22 protein-coding genes and 2 tRNA genes are annotated in these 25,452 nt (G+C 62.2%); 16 read left to right on the forward strand and 8 right to left on the reverse strand.

The annotated features are described in order from the left end of the window. The first annotated feature begins 39 nt into the window (after positions 1 to 39). A tRNA-Arg gene (locus tag ACKUUJ_RS05675) sits at positions 40 to 116 on the forward strand. Positions 117 to 220: 104 nt separating this feature from the next. Here the strand turns inward: ACKUUJ_RS05675 and aroQ are convergent. From aroQ to aroF, 8 genes are all read right to left on the reverse strand, one after another. After that, complete coding sequence (gene aroQ, locus ACKUUJ_RS05680; protein WP_022094776.1) at positions 221 to 658, reverse strand: type II 3-dehydroquinate dehydratase; 438 nt, start codon at positions 656 to 658, stop codon at positions 221 to 223. 64 nt (positions 659 to 722) lie between these two features. Continuing rightward, a complete protein-coding gene (locus ACKUUJ_RS05685) occupies positions 723 to 1,973 on the reverse strand; it encodes a shikimate kinase (protein ID WP_409064952.1) in 1,251 nt (416 codons plus the stop codon). After that, the gene (gene pheA / locus ACKUUJ_RS05690) at positions 1,974 to 3,119 is read right to left on the reverse strand and encodes a prephenate dehydratase (RefSeq protein WP_409064953.1); all 1,146 of its coding nucleotides are present in this window, start codon (positions 3,117 to 3,119) and stop codon (positions 1,974 to 1,976) included. A gap of 53 nt (positions 3,120 to 3,172) precedes the next feature. Then, on the reverse strand, positions 3,173 to 4,270 hold the full coding sequence (gene aroC / locus ACKUUJ_RS05695) for a chorismate synthase (RefSeq protein ID WP_347478540.1): 1,098 nt from the start codon (positions 4,268 to 4,270) through the stop codon (positions 3,173 to 3,175). A gap of 1 nt (position 4,271) precedes the next feature. After that, on the reverse strand, positions 4,272 to 5,591 hold the full coding sequence (gene aroA, locus ACKUUJ_RS05700) for a 3-phosphoshikimate 1-carboxyvinyltransferase (protein WP_409064954.1): 1,320 nt from the start codon (positions 5,589 to 5,591) through the stop codon (positions 4,272 to 4,274). Then, a complete protein-coding gene (aroB, locus tag ACKUUJ_RS05705; protein WP_409064955.1) occupies positions 5,585 to 6,691 on the reverse strand; it encodes a 3-dehydroquinate synthase in 1,107 nt (368 codons plus the stop codon). The genes aroA and aroB overlap by 7 nt, the downstream gene beginning before the upstream one ends. A 36-nt stretch (positions 6,692 to 6,727) precedes the next feature. Then, the gene (locus ACKUUJ_RS05710) at positions 6,728 to 7,642 is read right to left on the reverse strand and encodes a prephenate dehydrogenase (RefSeq protein ID WP_409064956.1); all 915 of its coding nucleotides are present in this window, start codon (positions 7,640 to 7,642) and stop codon (positions 6,728 to 6,730) included. A gap of 3 nt (positions 7,643 to 7,645) precedes the next feature. Continuing rightward, positions 7,646 to 8,671 carry a 3-deoxy-7-phosphoheptulonate synthase gene (gene aroF, locus ACKUUJ_RS05715; RefSeq protein WP_349125289.1) on the reverse strand — a complete coding sequence of 342 codons (1,026 nt, stop codon included), beginning with the start codon at positions 8,669 to 8,671 and terminating at the stop codon, positions 7,646 to 7,648. Between the two features lie 202 nt (positions 8,672 to 8,873). Between aroF and ACKUUJ_RS05720 the strand changes: the two genes are divergently transcribed. The 15 genes from ACKUUJ_RS05720 (at position 8,874) to rpmA (ending at position 25,448) form a co-directional block, all read left to right on the forward strand. After that, positions 8,874 to 8,947 (forward strand) — tRNA-Arg (locus tag ACKUUJ_RS05720). A 78-nt stretch (positions 8,948 to 9,025) separates the two neighbouring features. Beyond that, positions 9,026 to 11,764, forward strand: a complete 2,739-nt coding sequence (locus ACKUUJ_RS05725) for an HAD-IC family P-type ATPase (RefSeq protein WP_409064957.1) — start codon at positions 9,026 to 9,028, stop codon at positions 11,762 to 11,764. Positions 11,765 to 11,884: 120 nt separating this feature from the next. After that, complete coding sequence (locus tag ACKUUJ_RS05730) at positions 11,885 to 13,039, forward strand: zinc ribbon domain-containing protein (RefSeq protein ID WP_409064958.1); 1,155 nt, start codon at positions 11,885 to 11,887, stop codon at positions 13,037 to 13,039. Positions 13,040 to 13,144: 105 nt separating this feature from the next. Beyond that, entirely contained in the window at positions 13,145 to 13,687 is a 543-nt protein-coding gene (locus tag ACKUUJ_RS05735) for a peptidylprolyl isomerase (protein ID WP_006236059.1), read from the forward strand. Positions 13,688 to 13,698: 11 nt separating this feature from the next. Then, complete coding sequence (locus ACKUUJ_RS05740) at positions 13,699 to 14,994, forward strand: tetratricopeptide repeat protein (protein WP_409064959.1); 1,296 nt, start codon at positions 13,699 to 13,701, stop codon at positions 14,992 to 14,994. Positions 14,995 to 15,121: 127 nt separating this feature from the next. Further along, entirely contained in the window at positions 15,122 to 16,153 is a 1,032-nt protein-coding gene (locus ACKUUJ_RS05745; RefSeq protein WP_006236061.1) for a rod shape-determining protein, read from the forward strand. A 78-nt stretch (positions 16,154 to 16,231) separates the two neighbouring features. Continuing rightward, a complete protein-coding gene (gene mreC, locus ACKUUJ_RS05750; protein WP_409065026.1) occupies positions 16,232 to 17,173 on the forward strand; it encodes a rod shape-determining protein MreC in 942 nt (313 codons plus the stop codon). A gap of 12 nt (positions 17,174 to 17,185) precedes the next feature. After that, the gene (locus ACKUUJ_RS05755; protein WP_409064960.1) at positions 17,186 to 17,752 is read left to right on the forward strand and encodes a hypothetical protein; all 567 of its coding nucleotides are present in this window, start codon (positions 17,186 to 17,188) and stop codon (positions 17,750 to 17,752) included. A 13-nt stretch (positions 17,753 to 17,765) separates the two neighbouring features. Further along, on the forward strand, positions 17,766 to 19,835 hold the full coding sequence (mrdA, locus tag ACKUUJ_RS05760) for a penicillin-binding protein 2 (RefSeq protein ID WP_349125285.1): 2,070 nt from the start codon (positions 17,766 to 17,768) through the stop codon (positions 19,833 to 19,835). Positions 19,836 to 19,844: 9 nt separating this feature from the next. Beyond that, a complete protein-coding gene (locus ACKUUJ_RS05765; protein ID WP_409064961.1) occupies positions 19,845 to 21,071 on the forward strand; it encodes an FtsW/RodA/SpoVE family cell cycle protein in 1,227 nt (408 codons plus the stop codon). An 18-nt stretch (positions 21,072 to 21,089) separates the two neighbouring features. After that, positions 21,090 to 22,019: a YcjF family protein gene (locus ACKUUJ_RS05770; protein WP_409064962.1), complete on the forward strand. Its 930-nt coding sequence runs from the start codon at positions 21,090 to 21,092 to the stop codon at positions 22,017 to 22,019. Between the two features lie 9 nt (positions 22,020 to 22,028). After that, entirely contained in the window at positions 22,029 to 23,906 is a 1,878-nt protein-coding gene (locus ACKUUJ_RS05775; RefSeq protein ID WP_409064963.1) for a TIGR03960 family B12-binding radical SAM protein, read from the forward strand. Then, positions 23,903 to 24,715 carry a TIGR03936 family radical SAM-associated protein gene (locus tag ACKUUJ_RS05780; protein WP_409064964.1) on the forward strand — a complete coding sequence of 271 codons (813 nt, stop codon included), beginning with the start codon at positions 23,903 to 23,905 and terminating at the stop codon, positions 24,713 to 24,715. Before ACKUUJ_RS05775 ends, ACKUUJ_RS05780 begins: the two co-directional genes overlap by 4 nt. A gap of 67 nt (positions 24,716 to 24,782) precedes the next feature. Further along, positions 24,783 to 25,157 carry a 50S ribosomal protein L21 gene (gene rplU, locus ACKUUJ_RS05785; protein ID WP_117786063.1) on the forward strand — a complete coding sequence of 125 codons (375 nt, stop codon included), beginning with the start codon at positions 24,783 to 24,785 and terminating at the stop codon, positions 25,155 to 25,157. 33 nt (positions 25,158 to 25,190) lie between these two features. Then, positions 25,191 to 25,448, forward strand: a complete 258-nt coding sequence (rpmA, locus tag ACKUUJ_RS05790) for a 50S ribosomal protein L27 (RefSeq protein WP_006236075.1) — start codon at positions 25,191 to 25,193, stop codon at positions 25,446 to 25,448. The last annotated feature ends 4 nt before the right edge of the window (positions 25,449 to 25,452 follow it).

Raw genomic sequence — 25,452 nt, forward strand, 5'->3', positions numbered from 1 at the left:
GCCTGACAGGCTTGCGCTTGCTTGGGCGTGCGGCTATTTGCTCCATTAGCTCAGTTGGATAGAGCAGGGGACTTCTAATCCCAAGGTCGACGGTTCGAATCCGCCATGGAGCACCATCGTTTATTAAGCCCAGACCGCTTGGTGGTCTGGGCTTTTTTCATCTTGTGTGCTGCTGGAGCCGAGCGCGAGCAAGCCGCTGCTGTTTGTTGGGGTTGGCATTTTACTTTTCGAGATGCTCTTTCAGCAGCTCCAACGCGTGGGCGTAGCCTTGGAGGCCCTCTCCGGTGATGGTGGCGAAGCAGGCCAGACGGGCGTAGCTCACCTGGCGGAAGTCTTCGCGGGTCTCGACTGCGCTAATGTGGACCTCCACAGCCGGGATGGCGACGGCTTTGAGCGCGTCCAGGATGGCCACGCTTGTGTGCGTGTAGGCGGCCGGGTTGATGACGATGCCGTCGACCTTTCCGTAAGCCTCCTGGATCTTGTCGACGATGCTGCCCTCGTGGTTAGACTGGAAGACCTCGACCTCGTCGAAGCCCTGTGCGGCACCCGCTTCCTGGCAGATCTGCACTAAGCGATCGTAGTTGTCGCTGCCGTAGATGCCTGGCTCGCGAATGCCGAGCATGTTGAGGTTGGGGCCGTTAATGACGAGTGCTTTCATGGTTGCTTCCTTTGCAGTTGAAAAACCACCACAAAGGTGCCTGCCCCCTTTGTGGTGGTTTTTGTTAGAGAGCGGGTGGGAGGGTGTCGAGGGCGGCGCGGGCGGTGTTGGCGGCGCAGTCGCGCGAGTCGATGGTGTGGTCGGCCCAGGCGCGGTAGCGCGGCATGCGCTGCTCGGCGAGCTTTTCGATGCCATCGCGGGCAGTGATGGGGCGTCCCTTGTGGGCGAGTTCGTCAAGCTTACGGTTGAGCATTACGATCTGGCTGTTCTGGTGTAGCAGCGGGTAGTTCTCGTCGCGCGTGACCACGCCGCCACCCGTGGAAAGCACCAGGCCGCTGCGCTTGGAGATGTCGGCCAGCGCCGCCGTCTCCTGCTCGCGGAAGGCCACCTCGCCGCGCTCGACGATATAGTCGGCGCAGGGCATGCCTAGACGCTCCTCAAGCGCGCGATCCAGGTCGATGTGTTCGCGACCCGTGAGCAGGGCGATCTGCTCGCCCACGCGGGTCTTGCCAGAACCCGGCATGCCAATCAGCGCGATGTTCTGCTCGCGGCGGGAAAGTCGTTCCGTTACGTCCAGGATGCGCTCGCGCGGGGTAATCTGGCCGGTGTAGCGCTCGACAGCCTGTGCCGCCTGTGCCACAAGCATAAGCAGGCCGCCGATGCAGGGGATGCCGCGGCGCTCGGCCTCGAGCATCAAGCCCGTGCGGGCGGGATTGTAGACAATGTCGATGACGCCCTCGAGCGCGTCAAGTCCCTCGAGCATGCAGGGGGCGTCGGGGCAGTGGGGGAACATGCCGGCAGGCGTGCAGTTGACGAGCAGCGCGGCATCGGATTGCTGCGCGATGTTACCGTAGTTGACGTCGCTCGTGCGGCCCACGGGCACCACGACGGCGCCTAAGTCGCCGAGTACCATGCTCGCTGTAGTGCCGGCACCGCCGGTGGCGCCGAGCACGAGGGCCTTCTTACCGGCAACCTCTACGCCCAGCTCCTCGACCAGGCACCGAAAACCAAAGTAGTCGGTGTTGTCGCCGCGCAGGCGGCCGTCGGACAGGCGCGTGATGGTGTTGACGTTTCCCATGCGCTCGGCCAGGGGGCTCAGCTCGTCCAGGTATTCCATGACGGCACGCTTGTAGGGGATGGTCACGTTGGTGCCCTCCCATTCGTCGCCGGTCATAAAGGCCTGGAGGTCCTCGGGCTCGCGCTCAAATCGCACGTACTCAAGCCCAGCGAGTTCCTTGTAGATGGTCGGGGTGTAGCTGTGGCCCAGCACGCGGCCCAGCACGCCGTAGGGACGGGTTGCGGCGGTATCGGTCATCTAGAGCACCTCCGTGTAGCTGCCAAAGTAGGTGAAGCTCTCGCACACGTCGTCGATGGAATCGAGCAAGTCATCGAGGGCCTTGCTGCCAAAGGGGCAGTCCAGGTCAAAGTAGAACATAAACTCAAAGTCGTGCCCGGGGATGGGGCGGCTCTCGAGCTTGATGAGGTTGATGTTGAGTGCATAGAAACGCTCGAGTACGCGATAGAGGGCGCCCGGCTCGTTGGCCGTGGTGATCATAAGCGAGGTACGGTTGGCGCCGGGGTAGACGCGCGGCTCGCGGCTGATGACGACAAAGCGCGTGTAGTTGTTGTCCGAGTCCTGGATGTTGGGCTCCAGCACCTCCAAGCCGTAGAGCGCCGCACAGCTGCGCGAGGCGATGGCGGCGACGTCGGTGCGTTCGGAGTTGGCGACCATCTCGGCCGACATGGCGGTATTGGGGTACTTGGTGGCGTGCAGACCGTGGGCCTCGATAAAGCCGGCGCACTGGGCGATGGCCTGGCCGTGGCTGTAGACCTCGCACACGTCGGCGAGTTTGGTGCCGGGTTTGACGAGCAGGTTGTGATCGATCTTGAGACGAAGCGAGCGCACGATATGGAAGTCGAACTGTGCGAGCAGGTCGTAGACGGCGTTGACCGAGCCGGCAGTGGAGTTTTCGATGGGCAGCACGCCAAACTCGCAAAAGCCGTCGCGCACGGCGCGCATGACGCCCTCGAAGGTCTCAAAGAACGCAATATCCGGCACGTCGAAGAGCTTGCACGCGGCGATCTGGCTGTAGGCCCCTTCGACGCCTTGGCAGGCGACAGTGGCCGTCTGGGGGAAGGGCGTGTCAAAGGCTGCGGCCGTGGCGCGGGCCTTTTGCGACACCGTGATGCCCTTGAGCTCGTTGATGTAGCGCTGCTGCTCGGCCTTGCTCATGCTCATGAGGAGGCGGAACAGAGTGATGGTCTGGGCCTCATAGCGCTCGGGTGCGCGGCTGGCGAGATTGTTGAGCTTGGAGCGTTCGCGGGCGGGGTCAAAGACGGCCTTGCCCATCTCGATCTTGGATTTGGCGACTTCGGTGGCAATGTCCATACGCTCGACAAAGCTGTTGAGCAGGGTGGTGTCGATGCCATCGATGACCTGGCGAATATCGGCAAGGTCCATGGAGGCCCCTTTCACGTAACGGCTGAGTTGACAGGCAACCCAGGTGAGGCGGGTTAGAGCTGGGCGGCGTCCTCGAGGAGGGCGTCCCAGATGGCGAGGGCGGCGGCTGCTTCGGCTACGGGGACGGCGCGCGGGACGATGCAGGGATCGTGGCGGCCATGGACCGAGAGCTCGGCATTTTCCATGGCGTCCATGTCCACGGTCTGTTGCTCGCGACCGATGGAGGGCGTCGGCTTTACGGCCATCCGCCACATGACGGGTGCGCCCGTGGAAATGCCGCCCAGGATGCCGCCGGCGTTATTGGACTCGACCGCAATCTCGCCGGTCTCGGCATCAACGCGGTACGGATCGTTGTTCTCGCTGCCGCGCATGGCGGCCACGGCAAAGCCCATGCCAAACTCCACACCCTTTACGGCGGGAATGCCAAACGCGATCTGCGCTATGCGGTTCTCGATGCCGTCGAACATGGGGTCGCCGATGCCCGCGGGAAGCCCGTAGATGCCGCACTCCACGATGCCGCCGATACTGTCGAGCTCGTCGCGCGCGGCTAGGATTTCCTCGCGCATGCGGTCGGCTGCGGCGGCGTCAATGCAGGGCAGATCGTTCGTGAGGATCGCCTTGCGGTCGGCCTCGCGATAGACCATGTCGTCCATGGGTAGGTCCGAGATGCCGCCGATCTGCGCGACATGCGCCATGACCTTGATGCCACGGGCCTCGAGCGCCTGCAGTGCGATGCCGCCGGCGATGCATAGGGGGGCCGTCAGGCGTCCGGAGAAATGCCCACCGCCGGCGACGTCGTGCATGTTGTGGTACTTCACGCGCGCCGGAAAGTCTGCGTGCCCGGGGCGGGGTTTGCAGCGCAGCTCGGAATAGTCCTTGGAGCGTGTGTTGGTGTTCTCAATGATCGCGGCGATGGGTGCGCCGGTAGTGTGTCCATCGACCACACCGGCAATGATATGCGCGGCGTCGGCCTCACGGCGCTTGGTCGCGGTCTCGTCGCGGCCGGGGGCGCGACGGTCCAAAAAGGCCTGCAGCTGCTCCTGGTCAACGGCGATACCGGCGGGAATGCCATCGAGTGAGCAGCCGATAGCAGGGGAGTGCGACTGGCCAAAGATGCTCAGATGCAAGACGTTGCCAAAGGTCGAGGACATGCTATTCCTCCTCGAGCGTGACCTTGCCGCCCAGCAGGCGGTAGTGGTCAAAGAAATCAGGATAGGACTTGTTGACGGCCTCGGCGCCGTGGATCACGACTTCGCCAGTGGCGCGGCTCGCAGCGATGGCGGCCATCATGGCGATGCGGTGGTCGTTGTGCGAATCGACCTCGCCGCCGGTAAAGGCGTCGACACCCTTGATGATGAGGTCGTCGCCGGCAATGCGCACCTGCGCGCCCAGTGCGGTGAGCTCATGGGTTGTGGTGGCTAGGCGGTCGGATTCCTTGATGCGCAGGCGGGCGCAATCGCGGATGAACGTGCGACCCTGCGCCAACGATGCCACGGACGAGATTACGGGCACCAGGTCGGGGATGTCGTGCGCGCTCATTTCAAAGCCGGCGAGCTTGTCGGACTGCACGGTGGCGGCGTTGGTGGAGCGCACGATGCGGGCGCCAAAGCGCGAGAGCGCGGCAAGCACGTTGCGGTCGCCTTGCGCGGAGCTAAGCGACACGCCCTCGACGGTGATGGGGTCGGTACCGATGGCGCCGGCGCACAGCCAAAAGGCGGCGTTGGACCAGTCGCCCTCGACAGCCACGTTGCCAGGCGTACGGTACGAGCCGCTGTTCACGCGGAAGTTCGTGATCTCGGGCTGACCGTCCTTGGCGGGGATACGCTCGACGTTGACCTCGACGCCGAAGGCCTTCATGGCCTGGATGGTCAGGTTGATATAGGGTCGGCTCTCGATAAGGCCGGTCACCTGCACACAGGAGGGCTGGGCCAGAAGCGGGGCTGCCAGCAGCAGGCCGGAGATGTACTGCGAGCTCACATTGCCCGGCAGGATAAAGGTGCCCGGGCGCATGCGGCCGCTTGTCTTGAGCGGAAAACCGCCCAGACCCTGCAGGTCGCAGCCAGCGGCAATGATCTCGTCGGAAAGCGGGGAGAGCGGGCGGGCGCCCAGGCGGCCCTGGCCTACAAAGGTTGCCTCTGCTCCCAGCGCGCAGGCGACGGGCAGCATAAAGCGGAGCGTGGAGCCGCTCTCGCCGCAGTCGAGCGTGCCGCCGGCAAGTGCCTTGAGCAGGCCAAACTCAATACTCTTCATAGTGGGATGGACCTGGAAGCCGTCCTCGACGGTCTCGATGCGGGCGCCCAGCGCCGTGAGGCAGCGCACCGTGGCTTCGATATCGGCGCAGGTGGTGTTGCAAGTGACGTGCGTCTCGCCGTTGGCAAGTGCGGCGCAGATGATGAGACGATGCGCCATCGACTTGGATGCGATGGCGGGGACGGTGCCCTTGAGCGGGGAGGGGATGATGCGGGCTAGCATGCGGATGCGTCTCCCTTCTGGCCGAGGCCCTCGGCAATTAAATCATGGAAGGTGGAAAGCGGCGTGCGGTCGATGCTGCAGCGACCAATGCCGTGCGGCATCACCAGGTCGATAGTGTCACCGGCGCGTTTTTTGTCGTGCAGCGCCTCGGCAAAGATAGCGTCGGCCGAAAGCTCGCAGCGGGTCTTGAGGCCATGACGGGCACAGAGCTCTTCGATGCGGTCAGGCAGCTCGGCGTCGCAAACGCCGTGTAGGGCGGCCGCACGCGTGATGATACCCATGCCGATCGACACACAGTTGCCGTGTCCCAGCTCAAAGTGCTTACAGGCCTCGACGGCATGTCCGGCGCTGTGCCCAAAGTTGAGCAGCTTTCGCTGGTTGGTCTCGCGCTCGTCGGCAACGACCACGGCGCGCTTAATGTCGATATTGCGGGCGATTATGAGCGCCACGCGGGCCACGTCGCGGTTCAGCAGCTCAAGCGTGAGCGGGGTCTTCTCCAGCTCGGCGAAGAGCTCGGGGTCGGCGATCACGGCGTGCTTGACGACTTCGCCGCAGCCGTCGGCGAACTGCTCGGGCGTGAGGGTGGCAAGGCATCCCACGTCAGCGATGACAACACTTGGCTGCCAAAAGGCGCCGGCTAGGTTCTTGCCGGCAGCCAGGTCGATGGCCGTCTTGCCGCCCACCGACGAGTCCACCATAGCGAGCAGACTCGTGGGGATCTGCACAAACTTGCAGCCGCGCATGTAGGTGGCGGCCACAAAGCCGGCTACGTCGCCCACGACGCCGCCGCCGAGCGCCACGATCACGTCGGAGCGCGAAAGCTCGTGCTCGGCCACAAACTCAAGAATGGCAACGTAGGTCTCGCCGCGCTTGTGTGCCTCGCCGGCCTCGAAGGTGCAAATGCTTACCTCATAGCCTGACGCCTCCAGGCTCTGCTTAACGGGCATCTGGTAGAGCGGGCCCACGTTGGTGTCCGTCACGATGACGGCGCGGGTGCCTCCGGCGGTGGCGCGAACGAGTGGCCCTGCCTGTTCCAGCAAAAACGTGCCCACGTGTACCTGGTAGGGGCGTGCGGTGTCGATATCGATGGTAATCGCCATAAGCTATGGTCCTTTCGACCTGGCGTGATGGGTGGTCTAGTGGGCGCTCTCGTCGTCGAGTGCGCGCTTGATGCGATCGCCCTCGGCAAGGAGATTCTCAAGATAACGCTGGTCGCGGTTCTTGAGCGCACGGCTGTAGGCGCCGAGCGAATCGATCAGATGGTCGATCTCGAAGGCAAGCGCGTCGGCGTCGTCAATCATGAGCTCGGACCACATCTGCGGGTTGAGGTGGGCCACGCGCGTGAGGTCGCGGTAGCTACCGGCAGAGAAGCCGTGGTGGACCTGGGCGGTGGGGCTCTTTACGTAAGCGTTGGACACCACGTGCGCGAGCTGGCTCGTAAAGGCGATCACGCGGTCGTGCTCGGTGGCGGTGGTCACGCTGAACTTGCCAAACCCCAAGGGACGCACCATCTCGCGAACCTGGCCCAAGAGCTCCAGCTTAAGAGCATCGTCTACCGCAGGCGGAACGAGCACGAGCGGTGCGCCCTGGAACAGGTCGGCGCTGGAATGGGCGTAGCCCGAGAACTGGGTGCCCGCCATGGGGTGTGCGCCCACAAAGTAAAAGCCGTGCTCTCGTGCGAGCTCAAAGGCCCGCTCACACACGATGCCCTTCACACCCACGGTGTCGATCACCACGGGGCCCATGATGGCATCGGTGTCGGTGGCGTCGGCGAGCGCCTGAGCGTGGGCCTCGAGCCACTCGATGCATGCCTCGGGGTAGCATGCCAGGACGATGATGTCGCATTCGCCGAGCGTCTTGTCGTTGAGCTCGCCGGCAACGGTGCCCATGCTGGCGGCCGTCATGACGTCGTCATCGGGGTCCCAGGCCAGCACGCGGACGCCCGCCTGCGCATAGCCGCGGGCAAAGCTGCCGCCGATGAGGCCCAGGCCCACGATGCCGGCGCACTTGGGGCCACCCTGGTTAACGCGTGCGTTTCTCACCGTACCCATGGGTTACTCCTGAACGGTCTCTTGGCAGACGACCTCGCGGATGGCGCGGATGCGGCGCATGGTGTCGTCGAACTGGTCGGGGGTGAGGGCCTGAGCACCGTCGGACCAAGCGTGGCTCGGGTCGTCGTGGACCTCGATCTCCAGACCGTTGGCGCCGCAGGCAGTCGCGGCGAGCGCCATGGGCTCGACATAGCGGGTGTAGCCGGTGGCGTGGCTGGGGTCGGCGACGACGGGCAGGTGCGATAGGTGGTGCAGCACCGGCACGGCGTTGAGGTCGAAGGTGTTGCGGGTGCGGGTCTCGAAGGTGCGAATGCCGCGCTCGCACAGGATGACGTTGTCGTTGCCCTCGCTCATGATGTACTCGGCAGCCATGAGCAACTCGTCGACGGTGCCGGACATGCCGCGCTTGAGCAGGACCGGGGTCTTGGTCTTGCCGACCTCCTTGAGCAGGGGGAAGTTCTGCGCGTTGCGGGCGCCGATCTGCATGACGTCGATCTTCTTATCCAAGAAGACCTGCACGTCGCGCGGGTCCATGATCTCGGTGACGATCGGCATGTCGAGCTCGGCGGATGCCTCGCATAGCAGGTCCAGGCCGGCGGGACCCATGCCCTGGTAGGCGTAAGGGGAGGTGCGGGGCTTGTAGGCGCCACCGCGCAGCATCGTGGCGCCGGCGGCCTTTACGCGGCGTGCGATGCGAATGAGGTTTTCGCCCTCGACGGAGCAGGGTCCGGCGATGACCTGGAACTGGTCGCCGCCGATCTTGACGCCGTGGCCGCAGTCGATGACGGAGTCCTCAGGGTGGAACTTGCGGTTGGCACGCTTAAAGGGCTCGGAGACGCGCTGCACGCGCTCGACGACATCCATGGACTCGAGCAAGAACGGGTCGATCTTGGTCGTATCGCCCACCAGGCCGATGATGGTCTCGTTCTCGCCGCGCGAGACGTCGGTCTTGAGACCCTTCTTCTCAATCCAGCTGACGATATGGCCGACGGCCTCGTCGCTGGCGCTCTGCTTTAAAATCGCAATCATGGTGTGCCTCTCACCTCGATGGATAGCTCTTGCAAAAACGGCCCGCATCGCGAGCCGTTATATATGTGCATGAGAGTTTATACTAATTGTTTCACTTTTGCGTTCTAAGGTGAGCCTCTGCGCCGCGTCTCCCACGTAATTGCAAAGCTTTTTCTATTCTTTTGTTAGCCCGTGGCGCACTTGGGTATAATGCCAACCGTTCGCCCTATTAGCTCAGGGGATTAGAGCGTCTGCCTCCGGAGCAGAAGGCCGTTGGTTCGAATCCAACATGGGGCACCCTCGAACGTAAGACCGTCCGAACCTCGCATGGTCCGGGCGGTTTTCTTATACCGACGCGACGTGATGGGACAAGGTATGGCAGCAACGGATATCGAGCACGGACTCTCGACCGCCGAGGTCGAGGAGCGCATCGCCGCCGGTAAGATCAACCGCAACATGGAACTCAAGACCAAGTCGGTCCGCGAGCTCATCATCGAGAACCTCTGCACGCTGTTTAACTTGATCAACGTGGTTTTGGCGATTTTGGTGTTGCTGACCGGTTCGTTTAAGAACCTGACGTTCCTGTTCGTGGTGTTCTTGAACACGGCAATTGGCGTCATCCAGTCCATGCGCTCCAAGCGGATGGTCGATAAGCTTACGCTGCTCACCTCTAAGAAGGCCATCGCGGTGCGCGACGGCGCCGAGGTAGAGCTCGACTTGGACCAGATCGTGCTCGATGACATCATCCGCTTGGGGCGCGGTGACCAGATTCCGGCCGACGCCGTGGTGGTTTCGGGCGAGGCACTCGTGAACGAGAGCCTGCTGACGGGCGAGAGCGATCTCATCAAAAAGCAGCCCGGCTCCGAGCTCATGAGCGGCAGCTTTATCGACTCGGGCCTGCTGCGCGCCCGCGTGATCCATGTTGGCGCCGACAACTACGTGGCCAAGATCAACAACGAGGCCAAGTACGTCAAAAAGGTCAATTCCGAGATCATGAATGCGCTCAACGCCATCGTGCGCTTTGCGAGCCTCATTATGATTCCGCTCGGCCTGGCGCTCTTTGCCTCGAGCGTGAGCGAGCTGTGGGATGCCGCCGGTACGCCGGGCGATAGCGCGCTTTCGTGGTGTTTTTCCGAGCTGCTTGCCGGTCGCGTGCCTTCGTCGGCGCTGCTGTCTACGGTGGGCGCTCTTTTGGGCATGATTCCGCAGGGCCTGGTGCTGCTGACTTCGTCGGTGCTTGCCATCGCCACGGTGCGTCTGGCGCGCCGCAAGGTACTCGCGCAGCAGCTCTACTGCATTGAGACGCTCGCGCGCGTCGACGTGCTGTGCCTGGACAAGACGGGCACCATTACCTCGGGCCGTATGGAGGTCGAGGGTACCTACCCGCTGCCTGTTGAGGGCGTTGGCATGGGCGCGGGGGAGAGCGAGGTATCTGTCCCCGTCGAGACCACGGTGCTCGATTTTGCGCTTGCCAACGTGGCACGTGCGACCTCGGCAGATGCCAACGAGACCTGCCAGGCGCTGCTCAACTACTACGCCGATCGTCCGGTCGAGGTGTCCGAGCCGCTGTCTGTCATTCCGTTCTCGTCGTCCAAAAAGTGGAGCGGTGCGTCGTTTTCGCAGGGCTCCTATGTGATGGGCGCGGCGCAATTTGTGCTTTCGGAGCGCGCCTTTGCGCAGGTCGAGAACCGTGTGGCCGAGCTCGCCGATACCTGCCGCGTGCTTGTGGTGGCCCGTGTGGACGGCTTTACGCCCGACGGCGATATGTTGGGCGAGGCAGAGCCTGTGGGCTTTGTGACCATTCGCGATGAGATCCGCTCCTCGGCCGCCGAGACCATCGGCTACTTTAACGAGCAGGGCGTGACCCTCAACGTGATTAGCGGCGACGACCCACGCACGGTGTCGTCGATTGCGCGCGTGGTGGGCGTTCCGGGGGCCGATGCCTACGTCGACGCCACGACGCTCGATACGCCGTCCAAGATTGATGCGGCGGTTGACCGCTATCACGTCTTTGGTCGCGTGACCCCGCAACAGAAGCGCGAACTCGTGCAGGCGCTCAAGCGTCGCGACCATACCGTTGCCATGACGGGCGACGGCGTCAACGACGTGCTGGCGCTCAAGGAAGCCGACTGTTCCGTGGCCATGGCCGCCGGTTCCGATGCCGCGCGCAACGTGGCCGAAATCGTGCTGGTCGACAACGATTTTGCCTCGATGCCCGCCGTGGTGGCCGAGGGCCGTCGCTCCATCAACAACCTGCAGCGCTCTGCGGCGCTGTTTCTGACCAAGACGCTGTTCTCGATGGGCTTGGCGGCACTGTGTATCGCGTTTCCGCCGTATCCCTTCGAGCCGATCCAGATGACGCTCATCAATTTCTTCTGCATCGGCGCGCCGGGCTTTGTGCTGGGTTTGGAGCCCAACAACGCCCGCGTGAAGGGGTCATTCTTGACCAACGTGCTCAAGCGTGCGCTGCCGGCGTCGCTGGCGGTTATTATGGCTGCGGCGCTCGATATCTTTGTGGCGCGCGTGTTCGGCTTTAACCAGCTCACGCTTTCGACCATGTGCCTGCTTACGTCGTGCGCGGCGAGCGTGAGCCTGATCTGGCGCATCTCGCAGCCGCTCACACCCTTGCGCGTGGTGCTCTTTGTATTTGTTGTCGTCGGCATCCTGGCGGGTGTTATCGGATTCCCGGAGCTGCTGTCCATCGCCAACCTGTCGATGGGCGAGGCCGTTATCTTACTGGCGATCGTCGTCTTTACCTGCACGGTGTTCTTTAAGCTCGCCACGATGATGGATTCGCTCGAGCCGCGTCGTCGCCATGCTGCCACCGGCTTTGGCCGTGGCGTTCGCGTCCGTCTGGGTCGCGGTGGCGGCAAGGTGAGCTCGACGGGCTCAACTGCCCAACGTTTTGCCAAGCGCGTCGCCGCCGATATGGCGCAGCGCCGTGAGGAGCGCACCGCTCGCGAGGCCGAGGTTCGCGCGCTCGAGGGTGTGGAAAAGGCCCAGCCCAAGAAAAAGAAGGGCACGGGCGTCACTCGCTCGCGTGTGACCAAGTCCGCCCAGGGCATTAAGGTCTCGATGCCGAGCAAGAAGAAAAAGCCCGCAAATAAAGCCTAGTCCCAGTCGCCCCGGGGATGATTTTTCTGGCGATGTTGAATTGGTGCCTTGCTCCTGTGGGGGCGTGGCGATGCTATGCTCTAACTTCGACTGTATGAATTGCTCCGAAAAGAGGAAGCCGTGATCTGCCCGCATTGCCTTAAGACCATAGAGGACGGCGCCTCGTTCTGCCCCTATTGCAACGCATACGTTGGTCCGGGCGACGGTCCCGAGCATACCGAGTTCGTATTCTGCGATGGTTGTGGCGCACGCCTGTCCCCGCATGATCGCACCTGTCCCAAGTGCGGGCGCCCCGCCCCGGGCATCCTTTCCAAAGACGCGGCTGCATCCGATCTGGCAGCAGGCCGCACGGCCGGCTTTCCGCGCTTGACGCAGGAGCAGATCGATACCGAGGTGCCCCATGCGCCGGCCTCTGCCGCCGCGGTGCTCTCGGATGCCGCCGACCCCAACGAGACCTGCGTGCTGCCTGCCTTCGATAAGGACTTTGGCATCCCCAAGGTCGATATCCCCACACCGGTGTCCCTGCGCGATGATGTCCAGCCCAAAAAGCAAAAGGCCAAGCGCAAGGTCCATCCCGACGAGGATGCCTATCACAAGCACAAGCGCCATATCCCCAAACCGCTTATCGTCATCGCGGTGCTCGCCGCCGTGTGCGGTGGTGCGTATTGGTTTGTGACTGCCGATCCTATGGGCGTCATGCCCGGCTTCTACGACCAGTTTGGCCGGGCCGCCAAGACCACCTTCCCGTCGCGCCAAAAGGGCGAGGCCACCGAGAAAGAGTCCAAGCAAGAGGATGCGTCCGAGGTCGTTCAGGAGGAGACCGTCTTAACCGACGACCAGCTCTACGCCAGGCTCGATGGCCTGTACCAGACCATCGTGTCGTACAGCGACGATGATCAGATCGGCGAGGTCATCGATTCGTTTAATAACGGCTATCTGCGTACGCCGCTCTCCACCCGCCAGGAGTTGTCGCAGAGCGCTTATGCCCTGCGCGATCAGATTAAAAAGACCCAGGATGAGCTCAATAACCTCAAGGTTCAGGACGACACCGTCTATGCGGAGGACATCGATCATCTAAAGCAGCTTGCCCAGTGGATGTACGAGCGTGTCGACGTGATCTGCCAGAGCTGGGATATCTCGCTGTCCATTCCCGACGGCGAGTCGCTGAGCGCCCGTCAGAGCGAGATCCTGGCGCCCATCGCACAAGGCGGCAACAGCGCGCTTAACCAGTACGACGCCAACGTGAGCGCATGGAGACCGCAGCAACGTTCGTAATTTGTTGCCCTCCGGCGGCATAACCTGCGTGCGCAATTGATGGAAGCCCGTGCTTATTGCTACAATTTGACCAAATATGCTTTAAACGCACGAGGAAGGAACCACATGTTTGGTTTTAAGAAAGAGCTCTACACGCCCGAGTATCAGCTTGCCGGCGATGAGTGCGCGGTGATCGAGACGTCGAAGGGCACCATCAAGGTCAAGTTTGACGGCGAGGGCGCCCCCATCCACGTGGCGAACTTCTGCGAGCTTTCCACGATGGGTTTTTACGACGGCCTTAAATTCCATCGCTATGTGCCCGGTTTTGTGATCCAGGGCGGCGACCCCAATACCCGCGATATGTCCGGCGCCGATGTCGCCGCCGGTCTTGAGGGCCCCGACGGCATGCCCGGTACCGGCGGCCCCGGCTACTGCATCAAGGGCGAGTTCGCTACCAACCCGCGTAACAGCCACGTCGACGGCGCGCTTGCCATGGCACGTTCCATGGATCCCGATTCCGCGGGTTCGCAGTTCTACTTCTGCCTGGGCGCTCAGCATAACCTCGACTCCGGCTACACCGTCTTTGGCACCACGGTCGAGGGCCTCGACGTCATCTCGCAGCTGCGTGCCGGCGACGAGATCGTCCACGTCGAGATCGTTCACGAGTAAAGGGGACTTCCTTGAATAGCCAGCTGATCCAACAGGGCCGCGCCGCTTATCGCGCGGGTGATTATTCCGCTGCCGCCCAGATGCTCGGTGCGGCAAAGACCCCCAGCGAGATTATGGGCGAGGCCGACCATCTGCGCGGCAACGCCTTGATGCACCTGGGCATGTATGCCGAGGCCGCCGAGGCCTACGCCGCCGCCCTCAACGACGGTACCTATGGCAAGCGCGGCGCGCTGCTTACCAACCGCGGCAAGGCGCTTGCTGCCGTGGGTGACTATGTGACCGCAGCCCAGGCTTTCTCCGCTGCAACGCAGGATGCATCCTATGCCACGCCGTTTAAGGCCTATCTGGGTCTGGGCAACGCCCTGTTCCAGTCGGGCGATTATGCCAACGCCGGTACTGCCTTCCGTCAGGCCGCCATCGATGGTGCCAACCCGGCTCCCGCCGCCGCTCTTGGCGATCTTGGCCGCTGCTTCATTAAGCTCGGCCGTCCGGCAGACGCCGTAGAGACCTACCGCACGGCCATCGACTTTGCCGGTCCGCGCGATGACGCGCGTGCGCTTAACGCCGGCATGGGCCAGGCGCTCTCTGCCGCCGGTCGTCCCTCTGACGCGCTCGATGCCTTTAACGCCGCCACCGCCGACGGTATCTACCAGCTCACGCCCGAGCAGGCCGACGAGCTTGCCCGCGTGCACGATTCCCTCGCTGCTCTTTCGGCCCAGACGGCCATGGCCACGGCGCCGGCTCCCGCGATGGATGCTCCCGCCGTCGACCCGCTCGACCCCACGGGTGCTACCGGTCAATTTATGCCCGACCCCTCGGACACCGGCTTCTTCACCCTGTCCGAGTCCGAGATGGTTCAGCAGGACCGCAAGGAGGCCAAGGTCCGTCGTCGCCATCGCCACACGGGCCTCAAGGTTTTCTTGGTGCTGCTTCTGCTGATCGTCATTGCCGCAGGCGGTCTTGGCTTTGCCTACACGCGCGGCCTGGGCTTTCCCTCGCAGGAGTCTGTTGTCACCGACCTGTTCCAGGCTGCCGGTGACGGCGATACCGCCAAGGCCGAGTCCTGCCTGGCCTCCAGCCTGTCCGAGGACGCCAAGTCGATGATCATTTCCTCGATTCCGCAGGGCGCCACCGTCTCCATTGAGGGCATGGACCAGTCTATGACCGAGACCACCGCCAAGGTCAAGGCGTCGCTGTCCAAGGGCGGCGAGCAGGAGTACACCGTCAAGTTCGTGCGCTCCGACAACCATATCGGTTGGGCCGTCTCCTCGCTCGACATCGATCTCTCGGCTGCTGACAACCAGTAGTGACCTTATGAGATTTGGCGCTGCCCGGTGCTTCACCGCAAGTGAGGTGCCGGGCTTGCGCTAGTATGATGGGCTAGTAGTTTTCCAGCAATCATCCAACACATCAGGAGTTGCGTTGTTTTCTTTGATGGATATGTTCTTCGGTAGCTATGCGGGCGATCTTGCCATCGACCTCGGCACCGCCAACACGCTTGTCTCCGTGCGCGGCAAGGGCATCGTCATTCGCGAGCCCTCCGTTGTCGCCATCGACAAGAACGATGAGCGCATCCTGGCTGTCGGTATCGAGGCAAAGCGCATGCTCGGCCGTACGCCCGGTAACATTGTGGCCGTTCGTCCCCTTAAGGACGGCGTCATCGCCGACTTCGACGTTACCGAGGCCATGCTTCGCTATTTTATCGACAAGGCGTCCGAGAAGCGCTATCCGTGGACCCCGCGTCCGCGCGTTGTCGTCTGCGTCCCCTCCGGTGTCACGTCGGTCGAGAAGCGCGCCGTTTTTGAGGCTACGATCCAGGCCGGTGCCCGCCAGGCATACCTGATCGAGGAGCCCATGGCCGCTGCCATCGGCGCCGACTTGCCTGTCGAGGAGCCCACTGGCTCCATGGTCATCGATATCGGTGGCGGTACCACCGAGGTCGCCGTTATCGCCATGGGCGGTATCGTCGTGTCGCAGTCCATCCGCATTGCCGGTGACGAGTTTGATCAGGCCATCCTTACCCACGTTCGCGATGCCTATAACCTGGCTATCGGCGAGCGCACGGCCGAGGACATCAAGATCAAGGTCGGTTCTGCCGTGCCGCTCAAGGATGAGCTCGACGTCGAGGTCAACGGCCGCGACGTGATCACGGGCCTGCCCAAGACCGTGCGCATCGAGAGCGAGGAGATTCGTCGCGCGCTCAATAAGCCGCTCGACGAGATGGCCAAGGCCGTCAAGGACGCCCTCGACGCCACGCCGCCCGATCTTGCCTCGGATCTTATGTACTACGGCATCCTGTTGACCGGCGGCGGTGCGCTGCTGCGCGGCCTCGACGTGCGTCTGCGCGACGAGACCGGCGTTTCGGTCAACGTCAGCCCTACGGCGCTCGACAACGTCGTCAACGGCTGCGCCCGCGTGCTCGAGGCCAACGCGTTTGACGGTGGCTTCGTCCAGACCAATGCTTAATTTCCAAAAGGTGGATTCCATTTGGCACGATCTTCGGGTTTCTCTTCAAATCTGAATACCAAGCGACAATCAACGGGTATGCGCCCGTTGATTGTTTTCAGCGTAATTTCGGTGCTGCTGCTTACGTTTTACATTCGCGAGGGCGAGGCGGGACCGATTCATGCCGTGCGTTCTGGCGTGACGACGATTACCTCGCCGGTGCGTTTTGTGGGCTCGGCTGTGGCCGCGCCCTTTAACGCAATCGGAAACGTGTTCTCAAACCTTACGGCTTCGCAAGACACCCTCGACGAGCTTAAGAAGCAAAACGAGGTCCTGACGTCAAAGGTTGCCGAGCTCTCGGAGGCTCAAAAGACCGCCGAGCGACTCGAGAGCCTGGTCGGTCTTCAGTCGACCTACAACCTCAAGTCCACCGCGGCTCGCATTGTCGGCGCGTCGGGCGATGCCTGGACCTCGACCGTTACCATCGACAAAGGCTCTGCCGACGGTCTTACCATCAACATGCCCGTGACGAGTTCTGCCGGTGTCATCGGTCAGATTATCGAGGTTTCGGCCAAGACCTCCACCGTCCGCCTGATTAGTGATGAGAACTCGGGCGTGTCCGCCATGGTGCAGGATACGCGCGCTCAGGGTATGCTGCAGGGGCAGCCCGACGGTACCCTGCGCCTGGAGCACGTGAGTGTCGATTCCGACGTGAAGGTGGGCGACATCATCGTGACCTCGGGCATCGGCGGCGTATTCCCCAAGGGCCTGCCGCTCGGTACGGTCTCGTCGGTGGAGAAGTCTGCCAACGATGTGTACTACACCATCGTCGTGCGCGCCCAGACAACGGCCGAAAACAACGAGGAAGTGCTGGTCATTACGTCGCTGACCGATGAGCAGTCGGCTTCGGACGAGGATGTGAGCAGCGCCAACAGTACGCCGCAGGGCACCTCGCGCGATGCGGCCACCAAGTCCAAAGACGAAAGCTCGGATGAAAGCTCCGATGCGTTCGACACGACTGACTCGGGCTCGAGCGAATAGGGAGGCATGTCCATGGATCTACACGAACAGGGGACTGGCTCCCGCACTTTTGCGATTGCCGCCATTGTCTGCGTCCTGCTGCAGGCGGGCTTGGCGCCGCAGATCTCCATCGCGGGCGGTCGCGTCAACTTTATGATTATCCTGGTGTGCCTGAGTGTGTTTTCGGGCGATCCCACGCGGGCCGTCATCTGCGGTTTTTGCAGCGGCCTGTTCTACGACCTGTCGGCAGCCGTGCCGGTGGGCGTGATGTCGCTGTTGCTGACAGTGGGCAGCTTTGCCCTGACACACAGTGCCGCCGGTCAGACGGGCGGCACCCCGAGCGCTCGCGGCATCACGGTGGGCGCCTTTGCGCTTGCCATTAACGTGATCTACAGCATTATCTTGCTGTTTATGGGACTGGAATCGAGTTTTGTCGTGGCGATCTTTGGACACGCCCTGCCGTCCTCGATTCTGACCGGTCTGGTCGCCGTTCCGTTTTTGATGTCCGGCGTTGCGCCGCAGTCTGGCTATGGGTTCTCCGCGCGCGGTGGGCGTCAGTCGGGTATGCGCTTTAAGCCCAAGACCCGTAAGCTCAAATAGGGGAGGCCTGTAGATGTCTTCCCAGTTGACGGTTGTTGTCGCCGGTATCGTGCTGGTCGTGGCCATTGTGGTCGCGCTGGTCATCATGCGCCGCGGCGACTCCCGCTTTACCTACGACACGCAGCATGGAACGGCCCCGCGCGCCACCGAGGGCGAGGGCAATACGGCCGCTACGGCCTTTAAGGGCCGCTTTTCCATCCTCACCGCGGGCGTGGGTGCGATGTTTGCCGCGCTTGCCGTTAAGCTGTGGGGCATGCAGATGGTCTCGTCGGACTACTACGACAAGCAGGCCAAGAGCAATCAGACCCGTACCGTTACCACGCCTGCCGTGCGTGGCCGCATCTTGGACCGCAACGGCGTCGCGCTGGTGCAAAATCGCCCTTCGCTCGCCGTCGTCGCCTATCGTGACCTTGCCGATGACAAGGTACTGGTGCGTCATCTTGCCAACGTGCTCGGCATGCCGTATATCGCGGTGCTACGCAATATCCAGGACAATTCCGAAGGCGCGCAGAGCCTGCATACGATCGCGACTGACGTGCGCCGCTCTACTGTCGCCTACATCCAGGAGCACGCCGGTGAGTTTCCCGGTGTGAAGATCGCCGAGCGCACCGAGCGCCAATACCCGTATGGCGAGACCGCCTGCCATATCTTGGGCTATACCGGCACCATTACCTCCGAGCAGCTCGAGGCGCAGAACAAGAAGTCGTCGGACGGCAGCGATAGCGCGGCTGGCCAGATCTCGTATCAATCGGGCGATATTGTGGGCCAGGCGGGCGTAGAGATTTACTACGAAAATCTGCTGCAGGGCATTCGTGGTGAGCAGACCGTGAAAGTTGACGCCTCGGGTAACGTGACCGGTCAAGCCGGCGCCGTTCCCGCCAAGGCCGGTTCTGACATTAAGCTTACGCTGGATCTTAAGATTCAACAGGCCTGCGAGACGGCTCTGGCGAATGCCATTGAGCTTGCCAAGACCACGGGTCATAGCGATGCCGGCAACGGCGCCGTGGTGTGCCTCGATCCCAACAATGGTGAGATTCTGGGTATGGCGAGCGAGCCCAAGTTTGATCCGTCGGTGTTCATCGGCGGCGTTTCCAACGACGTGTGGACCGAGCTCAACGACGACAAGGGTTCGCATCCGCTGCTCAACCGCGCCATTAGCGGCCAGTATATGTCGGCTTCGACCATCAAACCGCTCTCGGCTCTGGCCGGTCTTGAGTTTGGAACCTATACCTCAGGCCAGACCACGAACTGCACGGGCTATTGGACGGGCCTGGGCAAGTCATGGGGTAAGTACTGCTGGCTGCATTCCGGTCACGGCACTATGACGCTGCAGTCCGGTATCGCCAACTCGTGCGACCCCGTGTTCTACGATATGGGCAAGGCGTTTTTCTACAACGACCAGCATCCCGAGGGCCTGCAGGAGGTCTTTCGCCGTTGGGGCCTGGGCAAGACCTGCGGCATCGATCTGCCAAGCGAGGGAACGGGCCGCATTCCTGACGCCAAGTGGAAAGAGTCGTACTTTACCGACGCCTCGGCCGAGGACCGCAAGTGGAATGCCGGCGATATGACTAACATCGCTATCGGCCAGGGCGACATTTTGGTGACGCCGCTGCAGATGGCGTGTGCCTACATGGGCCTCGCCAACGGCGGCAAACAGTACGTGCCCCACGTCTTCTTGTCGGCGGTGTCGCGTGATGGCGACGGCGATGCCTACAAGTACAACGGCAAGGGCAAAAAGAAGCGCCTGGAGGCCCATATCAATAGCGATGCCGACCTGGCGCTGGTCCGTAACGGCATGCACGATGTGATTTACTCGGCGTCGACTTCGACTGCCGCGCACTTTAACTCCTTGACCCCCACGGTCTACGGCAAGTCCGGCACGGGCGAGAAGAGCGGCGAGGACGATTACGCGTGGTTTTGCGCCTACGCGCCGGCCGATGAGCCCAAGTACGTGATTGTCACTGTCTTGGAACAGGGCGGTGGTGGCTCCGATACCGCGCTGCACGTCGTGCGCGATGTGCTCGGCGCCATCTATGATGAGCCTGACACATCTTCTGCCACGGGCGATTCCTCGGTTCGATAGGAGGTTGCGATGGATTTTTCGCCGGCGGACCTGTTCCGCTCAACTAAAACCGGTTCCCGCAGCAGCCTGGACCGTGTCAACAAGCAGCTTTCGGCCTCGCGCGGCACGTTTCGCCAGAAGGTGCACGTCGGCGTGCTGCTGGCAACCTTGGCGCTCGTAGCCTATGGCGCCATCATCATTTGGTCGGCCTCGCAGTTTAAGGCCGACGCCTCATTCTCGCGTCACCTGTTGGGCATCGGCATCGGTACGGTGCTTGCGGTGCTCGTCTGGCGTACCGATCTGCGCGGCATCTCTAACTTCTCGACGGCGCTGCTCGTCATCGACCTCATTGTGATTTTCTCGCCCAAGATTCCGGGTCTGTCCTATACGGGCGGTCTGGGCATGACGGGCTGGATCAAGATTCCCGGTATCGGTCTTACCTTTCAGCCGGTCGAGCTCGCCAAGCTCATCACGATCTTCTTTATCGCCACGCTTGGTTCGCAGTACAACGGCCGCATCGATACCGCTCGCGACTACATTAAGCTCTGCGGCATGCTCTCCGTTCCGTTTTTGGCCGTCGTCGCCATGGGCGACCTGGGTTCGGGCCTGGTCGTGTTGGTGTCGGGTGCCGTTGTGATCTGCATGAGCGGTGCGCGCCGCGAATGGGTGCTGTCGACCTTGGCTCTGCTCGTGGGTTTGGTGGCGCTCATCCTGGCGCTCGATTCGGTGCTCGATTCTCTTTTGGGCCATGACGTTTTGATCAAGCAGTACCAGATGAACCGACTGACCGTCTTTATCGACCCCGATAATGCCGATTCGGACGATGCCTACAACTTGCAGCAATCGCTCATCGCGGTTGGATCGGGTGGCTTTTTCGGTAAAGGTCTGGGCCATGCGACGCAGTCTGCCGGTGGCTTTCTGCCCGAGTTCCACACCGACTTCGTCTTTGCCTTTTTGTCCGAGACCTTTGGCTTCTGCGGCTCCTTTTTGCTGCTGTGCCTGTACGTGCTGCTCATGTTCTCGACGATTCGCGTCGCCTTTAAGTGTGAGTCTCTGTTCCTACGCTTGTCATGCGTGGGTATCGTCGGCATGTGGGCATTCCAGACCTTCGAGAACATCGGCATGTGCATCGGCATGATGCCGATCACCGGTATTCCGCTGCCGTTCATTAGCTTCGGTTCGTCCTCGATGATGATCCAGTTGCTGACGGTGGGTATCGTACAATCCATATGGCGGCATCGTTCGGGCGCCGCGTAACCGCTGGAGGGGTTTGCTATGAAGATTCCCGTGGACAAGCTGACCCGCGTCTTTAAGATGGGCGCGACCACCAAGAAGGATTCCGACACGCCGGTTCGCGTGTCCGTCTACCTCGATTCGTCTGCCTCGCGTTTTTTGGTCGAGACGGTGCGCGATGCCTTCGTGCCGCAGACGACGTCTGGCATTGTGCGCGTTGAGCGCCTGGGTGAGGACCGTATCGTCCCCAAGACCGATACCGACGTGGTGCTGGTCCTTTCGTGCGGATCCGACCGTCTGGAGAGCGCTGTACAGGAGCTTGTGATTGCCGGCGCCCCCGTGTGCGTGCTGGCCGAGTCTGCTGTCGAGGTGCCTTTTATCCAGGAGTCCACGTCCATGCTCGGCGCGGTGGCGGCTACCGATAAGACGTATCTGCTCGAGACGCTTGCCCGCTGGATTCTTGATCGCACGGACAAGGAGACGGCCTTTGCGGCGAACTTTGCTTTTATGCGTATCGCCGCCGCCAACCGCATCATCACCTCGTGCGCGCTTACCAATATGGCGACGGGTGCGCTGGTGTTTTTGCCGGGGGCCGATTATCCCGTTATGGCGCTGGCGCAGGTGGGCATGCTCTTTGAGCTGGCGGCCATCTTTGGACGCGGCATTAAGCCCGAGCGCGGTTATGAGGTCGCGGGCGTGCTTGCCGGCGGCTTGGTGCTCCGCGCCGTCACCCGCGCCCTGGTAAAGCAGACGCCGCATATCGGGTTTGCCGTCAAGGCGCTGACCGCCGCCGCGGGAACCTATGGTATGGGCCGTGCGCTCGTTTCGCTGTATGAGCGCGACATCGACTACAGCCGTGCCAACGAGGTGGCTGCCGCCACGTTCTCGCGCGTCCGCGACCTGGTGACCACGGTCGCCGGTGCCACCCGTCCCATGAGTCCTTTCGAGGATGCATCCGATCTCGCTGCTTAGGGGTTTCTTTTGCGCGTTCCATACCAAGACTGTTTTCATCTGATCGAGCCGTTGCTCGCCAAGGTCGAAAAGCCGAGTCGCTATATCGACCACGAGTGGGGTACGCTCTCAAAGGCCGATGCCGATTACCGCTGCTGCATGATCTACCCTGACGTGTATGAGGTCGGTCTGCCCAACCAGGGCATCGCCATTCTCTATAACATCCTCAATCAGGCCGAGGGCATTTCCTGCGAGCGCGGCTATGTGCCGTGGCCCGATATGGGCGATGCCATGCGCGAGGCGGGGATTCCGCTGCTGTCGCTCGAGGGCGCGGCGCCTGTGGCCTCGTTCGATATCGTCGGCATGCATGTGCCGCACGAGATGGCCGTGACAAACTTTCTCGAGGCGCTCGATCTCGCTGGCATTCCGCTGCTTGCGGCCGACCGCACCGAGGACGATCCCATCATCGTCGCCGGTGGCCCCTCGGTCTATAACCCCGAGCCGTATGCGGCCTTCTTCGATGCCATCCTGATCGGTGAGGGCGAGGAGTCGCTGCTCGAGGTTTGCCAGCTGCATCGTCGCCTGCGCGATGAGGGCGTCTCGCGCGCTCAGATTGTCGAGCAGCTCGCGACGGTCGCCGGTACCTATGTGCCGTCTCTGTATGAGGTGCGCTATGACGAGCCCTGCTCGCCGCATGGCTACACCGTGCCGCGCGAAGGCAAGGACGTCCCGCCGGTAGTCTATAAGCGCGTCGTTGAGGACTTTGGCGCTACCAATCCGCTGTCGCAGTCGTGCGTGCCCTACGCGCAGCTCGTCCACGATCGCCTGTCTATCGAGATTCTGCGCGGCTGTGCCCGCGGCTGCCGTTTTTGCCAGGCCGGCATGACCTATCGTCCGGTGCGCGAGCGCTCGGCCGACCAGATTGTGTCCTCGGTGATCCAGGGCCTGCAGAAGACCGGCTATGACGAGGTGTCGCTCACCTCGCTCTCGACCACCGACCACTCATGCATCCGCGATGTGCTCGGCAGGCTCAACCGCCGTCTGGAAGATACGGGTATTCGCGTGTCCATTCCCTCACAGCGCCTGGATTCGTTTGGCGTGGATATGGCCGAGTCGGTCGCTGGCGAAAAGAAGGGCGGCCTGACGTTTGCCCCCGAAGCCGGCAGTCAGCGCATGCGCGACATCATCAACAAGAATGTGACCGAGGAGGACTTGGACCGTGCGGCCAAGGCGGCCTTCGAGGCGGGCTGGAACCGCATGAAGCTCTACTTCATGATGGGCCTTCCCGGCGAGCGCGACGAGGATATCGTGGCCATCGCCAACCTGGCCGACCATGTGCTCGAGCTTGGCCGCTCCGTGGTTCCCAAGGCGCGCCGCGGCTCCATCTCGGTATCCATCTCGGTGTCGGTGTTTATCCCCAAGGCCGCCACGCCGTTCCAATGGTGCCCGCAGCTCGATTACGACGATGTCAAGCGTCGCCAAAAGCTGCTCATCACGAGCGTTCGCAACCGTGCGGTCCGCGTGCACTACCACGATGCCGAGACCTCGCTCGTTGAGGCCGCGCTGTCTCGCGCCGGCCGTGACATGACGCCTGTCATCATCGATGCCTGGCGTGCCGGTTCGCGTTTTGACGCCTGGGTGGAGCATTTCTCGCTCGATAACTGGAAAGAGGCGGCGGCCAAAAACGGCATCGACCTCAACGAGCTCGTGCACCTGCCCTATGGGCTGGACTGGCGTCTGCCCTGGGAGCACGTTAGCCCCGGTTGCTCGCGCGGCTTCCTCGAGCGCGAATACCGCCGCTCGCTGGAGGGCGTCACGACGCCCGACTGCACCCGCACGTCGTGCACCGGTTGCGGAATCTGCCCCACGCTCCATGCCAAGAACGTATTGGTGGGTGATCGCGCATGAGTGAGCGCCTGACCGACAACCCCACGCTCTTTAGGCTTCGCGTTCGCTATGGCAAGCGCGACCGCCTTAAGTACCTGGGTCATCTCGAAGTGATTCATACCATTGAGCGCATCGTGCGTCGCGCGGGGCTGCCCTATGCCGTGACGCAGGGCTTCTCTCCGCACATGCGCGTGGGCTTTTCGTCGGCGCTGCCGGTTGGCACGTCGTCGACTTGCGAGTGGTATGACCTGTTTATGACCGAGTTCGTCGCGCTCGACGAGGCGTTTGAGCGCCTGGCGGCGGCATCTCCGGCCGATCTGGCCCCCATCGAGGCGGCATACATCGACGTGCGCACACCGGCGCTGACGGCGCAGCTCACGCGTCTGTCCTATCGTATCGACCTGCATCTTGACCCTGAGGCACCGGCCTCCGCCGACGAGGTGCGTCGTGCTATCGATACGCTGCGCGCGGGCCACGGCATCGACTACGCGCGTGGTAAGAAGAGCAAACGCCTAGACCTTGACCACACGCTCGTGGGCTATGAGCTCACGGCAGGGGAGCGCCCGGACCATCTGGTGCTCACGCTCGACACCCATGCCGACAACGAGGGCTCCATGCGTCCGGAAATTTTGCTTTCTGCCGCTGATGTTTTGTTGCAGGGCTTGACCCCGGGCGTCGATGCACCTATCGTTTCCACCGGTATGCAAGACCTCGTGACCATCTGCTCCTACGATGTCGAGCGTCAGAATCAAGCATGCGAGGACGACGAGGGCCGACTCGTCAGCCCCATACCTGTGCGAACTTGTGGATTTGCTCCACATACTCGTTGACGGGGGTATTATCGCCTGCTACTATATTCGGCTGTTGCACTAACTGATGCATGAAGGGCAAGTAAACATGTACGCAATCGTTAACACGGGCGGCAAGCAGTACAAGGTCGCCACCGACGATGTCATCACCGTCGAGAAGATCGAGGGCAATGAGGGCGATAAGATCACCCTGCCGGTTATCTTCCTCAACGATGGTAAGAAGATCGTCACCGATCCCGACAAGCTGGCCAAGGCCAAGGTTACCGCTCAGATCGTTGAGCAGTTCAAGGGCGAGAAGCAGCTGGTCTTCAAGTTCCACAAGCGCAAGCGCTATCGTCGTCTGAAGGGTCACCGTCAGCAGCTCACCAAGCTGAAGATCGTGAAGGTTCAGGCTACCTCCCGCGCCAAGAAGGCTGTCAAGGCAGAGGCTGAGGCTGTTGCCGAGGCTCCCGTCGCCGAGTAGATTACACTCGTAACGAAAGAGTAGGTATACACAATGGCACACAAAAAAGGACTCGGTTCCTCCCGTAATGGCCGTGACTCCCGCGGTCAGCGCCTTGGCACGAAGCGCTATGCCGGCCAGACGGTAACCACGGGCACGATTCTCGTCCGTCAGCACGGCACGCACATCCACCCGGGTGAGAACGTTGGCCGTGGCAAGGACGACACGCTGTTCGCGCTGGTCGACGGTACCGTTGAGTTCCACAAGGGTATCAAGCACAGGGTCAGCGTACGCCCGCTCGCGAACGCGTAATTCA

The organism is Collinsella sp. wc0583 (assembly GCF_046116915.1).
Taxonomy (GTDB): domain Bacteria; phylum Actinomycetota; class Coriobacteriia; order Coriobacteriales; family Coriobacteriaceae; genus Collinsella.

Bases quoted from the DNA above. Each gene is read 5' to 3' on its own strand.
- ACKUUJ_RS05780 (WP_409064964.1), top strand. From the start codon at position 23,903: ATGAGTGAGCGCCTGACCGACAACCCCACGCTCTTTAGGCTTCGCGTT.
- pheA (WP_409064953.1), bottom strand. From the start codon at position 3,119: ATGGACCTTGCCGATATTCGCCAGGTCATCGATGGCATCGACACCACC.
- ACKUUJ_RS05765 (WP_409064961.1), top strand. From the start codon at position 19,845: ATGGATTTTTCGCCGGCGGACCTGTTCCGCTCAACTAAAACCGGTTCC.
- mreC (WP_409065026.1), top strand. From the start codon at position 16,232: ATGCGCCCGTTGATTGTTTTCAGCGTAATTTCGGTGCTGCTGCTTACG.
- ACKUUJ_RS05735 (WP_006236059.1), top strand. From the start codon at position 13,145: ATGTTTGGTTTTAAGAAAGAGCTCTACACGCCCGAGTATCAGCTTGCC.
- aroA (WP_409064954.1), bottom strand. From the start codon at position 5,591: ATGCTAGCCCGCATCATCCCCTCCCCGCTCAAGGGCACCGTCCCCGCC.
- rplU (WP_117786063.1), top strand. From the start codon at position 24,783: ATGTACGCAATCGTTAACACGGGCGGCAAGCAGTACAAGGTCGCCACC.
- ACKUUJ_RS05685 (WP_409064952.1), bottom strand. From the start codon at position 1,973: ATGACCGATACCGCCGCAACCCGTCCCTACGGCGTGCTGGGCCGCGTG.
- aroB (WP_409064955.1), bottom strand. From the start codon at position 6,691: ATGGCGATTACCATCGATATCGACACCGCACGCCCCTACCAGGTACAC.
- ACKUUJ_RS05725 (WP_409064957.1), top strand. From the start codon at position 9,026: ATGGCAGCAACGGATATCGAGCACGGACTCTCGACCGCCGAGGTCGAG.
- ACKUUJ_RS05770 (WP_409064962.1), top strand. From the start codon at position 21,090: ATGAAGATTCCCGTGGACAAGCTGACCCGCGTCTTTAAGATGGGCGCG.
- rpmA (WP_006236075.1), top strand. From the start codon at position 25,191: ATGGCACACAAAAAAGGACTCGGTTCCTCCCGTAATGGCCGTGACTCC.
- ACKUUJ_RS05710 (WP_409064956.1), bottom strand. From the start codon at position 7,642: ATGGGTACGGTGAGAAACGCACGCGTTAACCAGGGTGGCCCCAAGTGC.
- aroQ (WP_022094776.1), bottom strand. From the start codon at position 658: ATGAAAGCACTCGTCATTAACGGCCCCAACCTCAACATGCTCGGCATT.
- ACKUUJ_RS05755 (WP_409064960.1), top strand. From the start codon at position 17,186: ATGGATCTACACGAACAGGGGACTGGCTCCCGCACTTTTGCGATTGCC.
- ACKUUJ_RS05745 (WP_006236061.1), top strand. From the start codon at position 15,122: ATGGATATGTTCTTCGGTAGCTATGCGGGCGATCTTGCCATCGACCTC.
- mrdA (WP_349125285.1), top strand. From the start codon at position 17,766: ATGTCTTCCCAGTTGACGGTTGTTGTCGCCGGTATCGTGCTGGTCGTG.
- aroF (WP_349125289.1), bottom strand. From the start codon at position 8,671: ATGATTGCGATTTTAAAGCAGAGCGCCAGCGACGAGGCCGTCGGCCAT.
- aroC (WP_347478540.1), bottom strand. From the start codon at position 4,270: ATGTCCTCGACCTTTGGCAACGTCTTGCATCTGAGCATCTTTGGCCAG.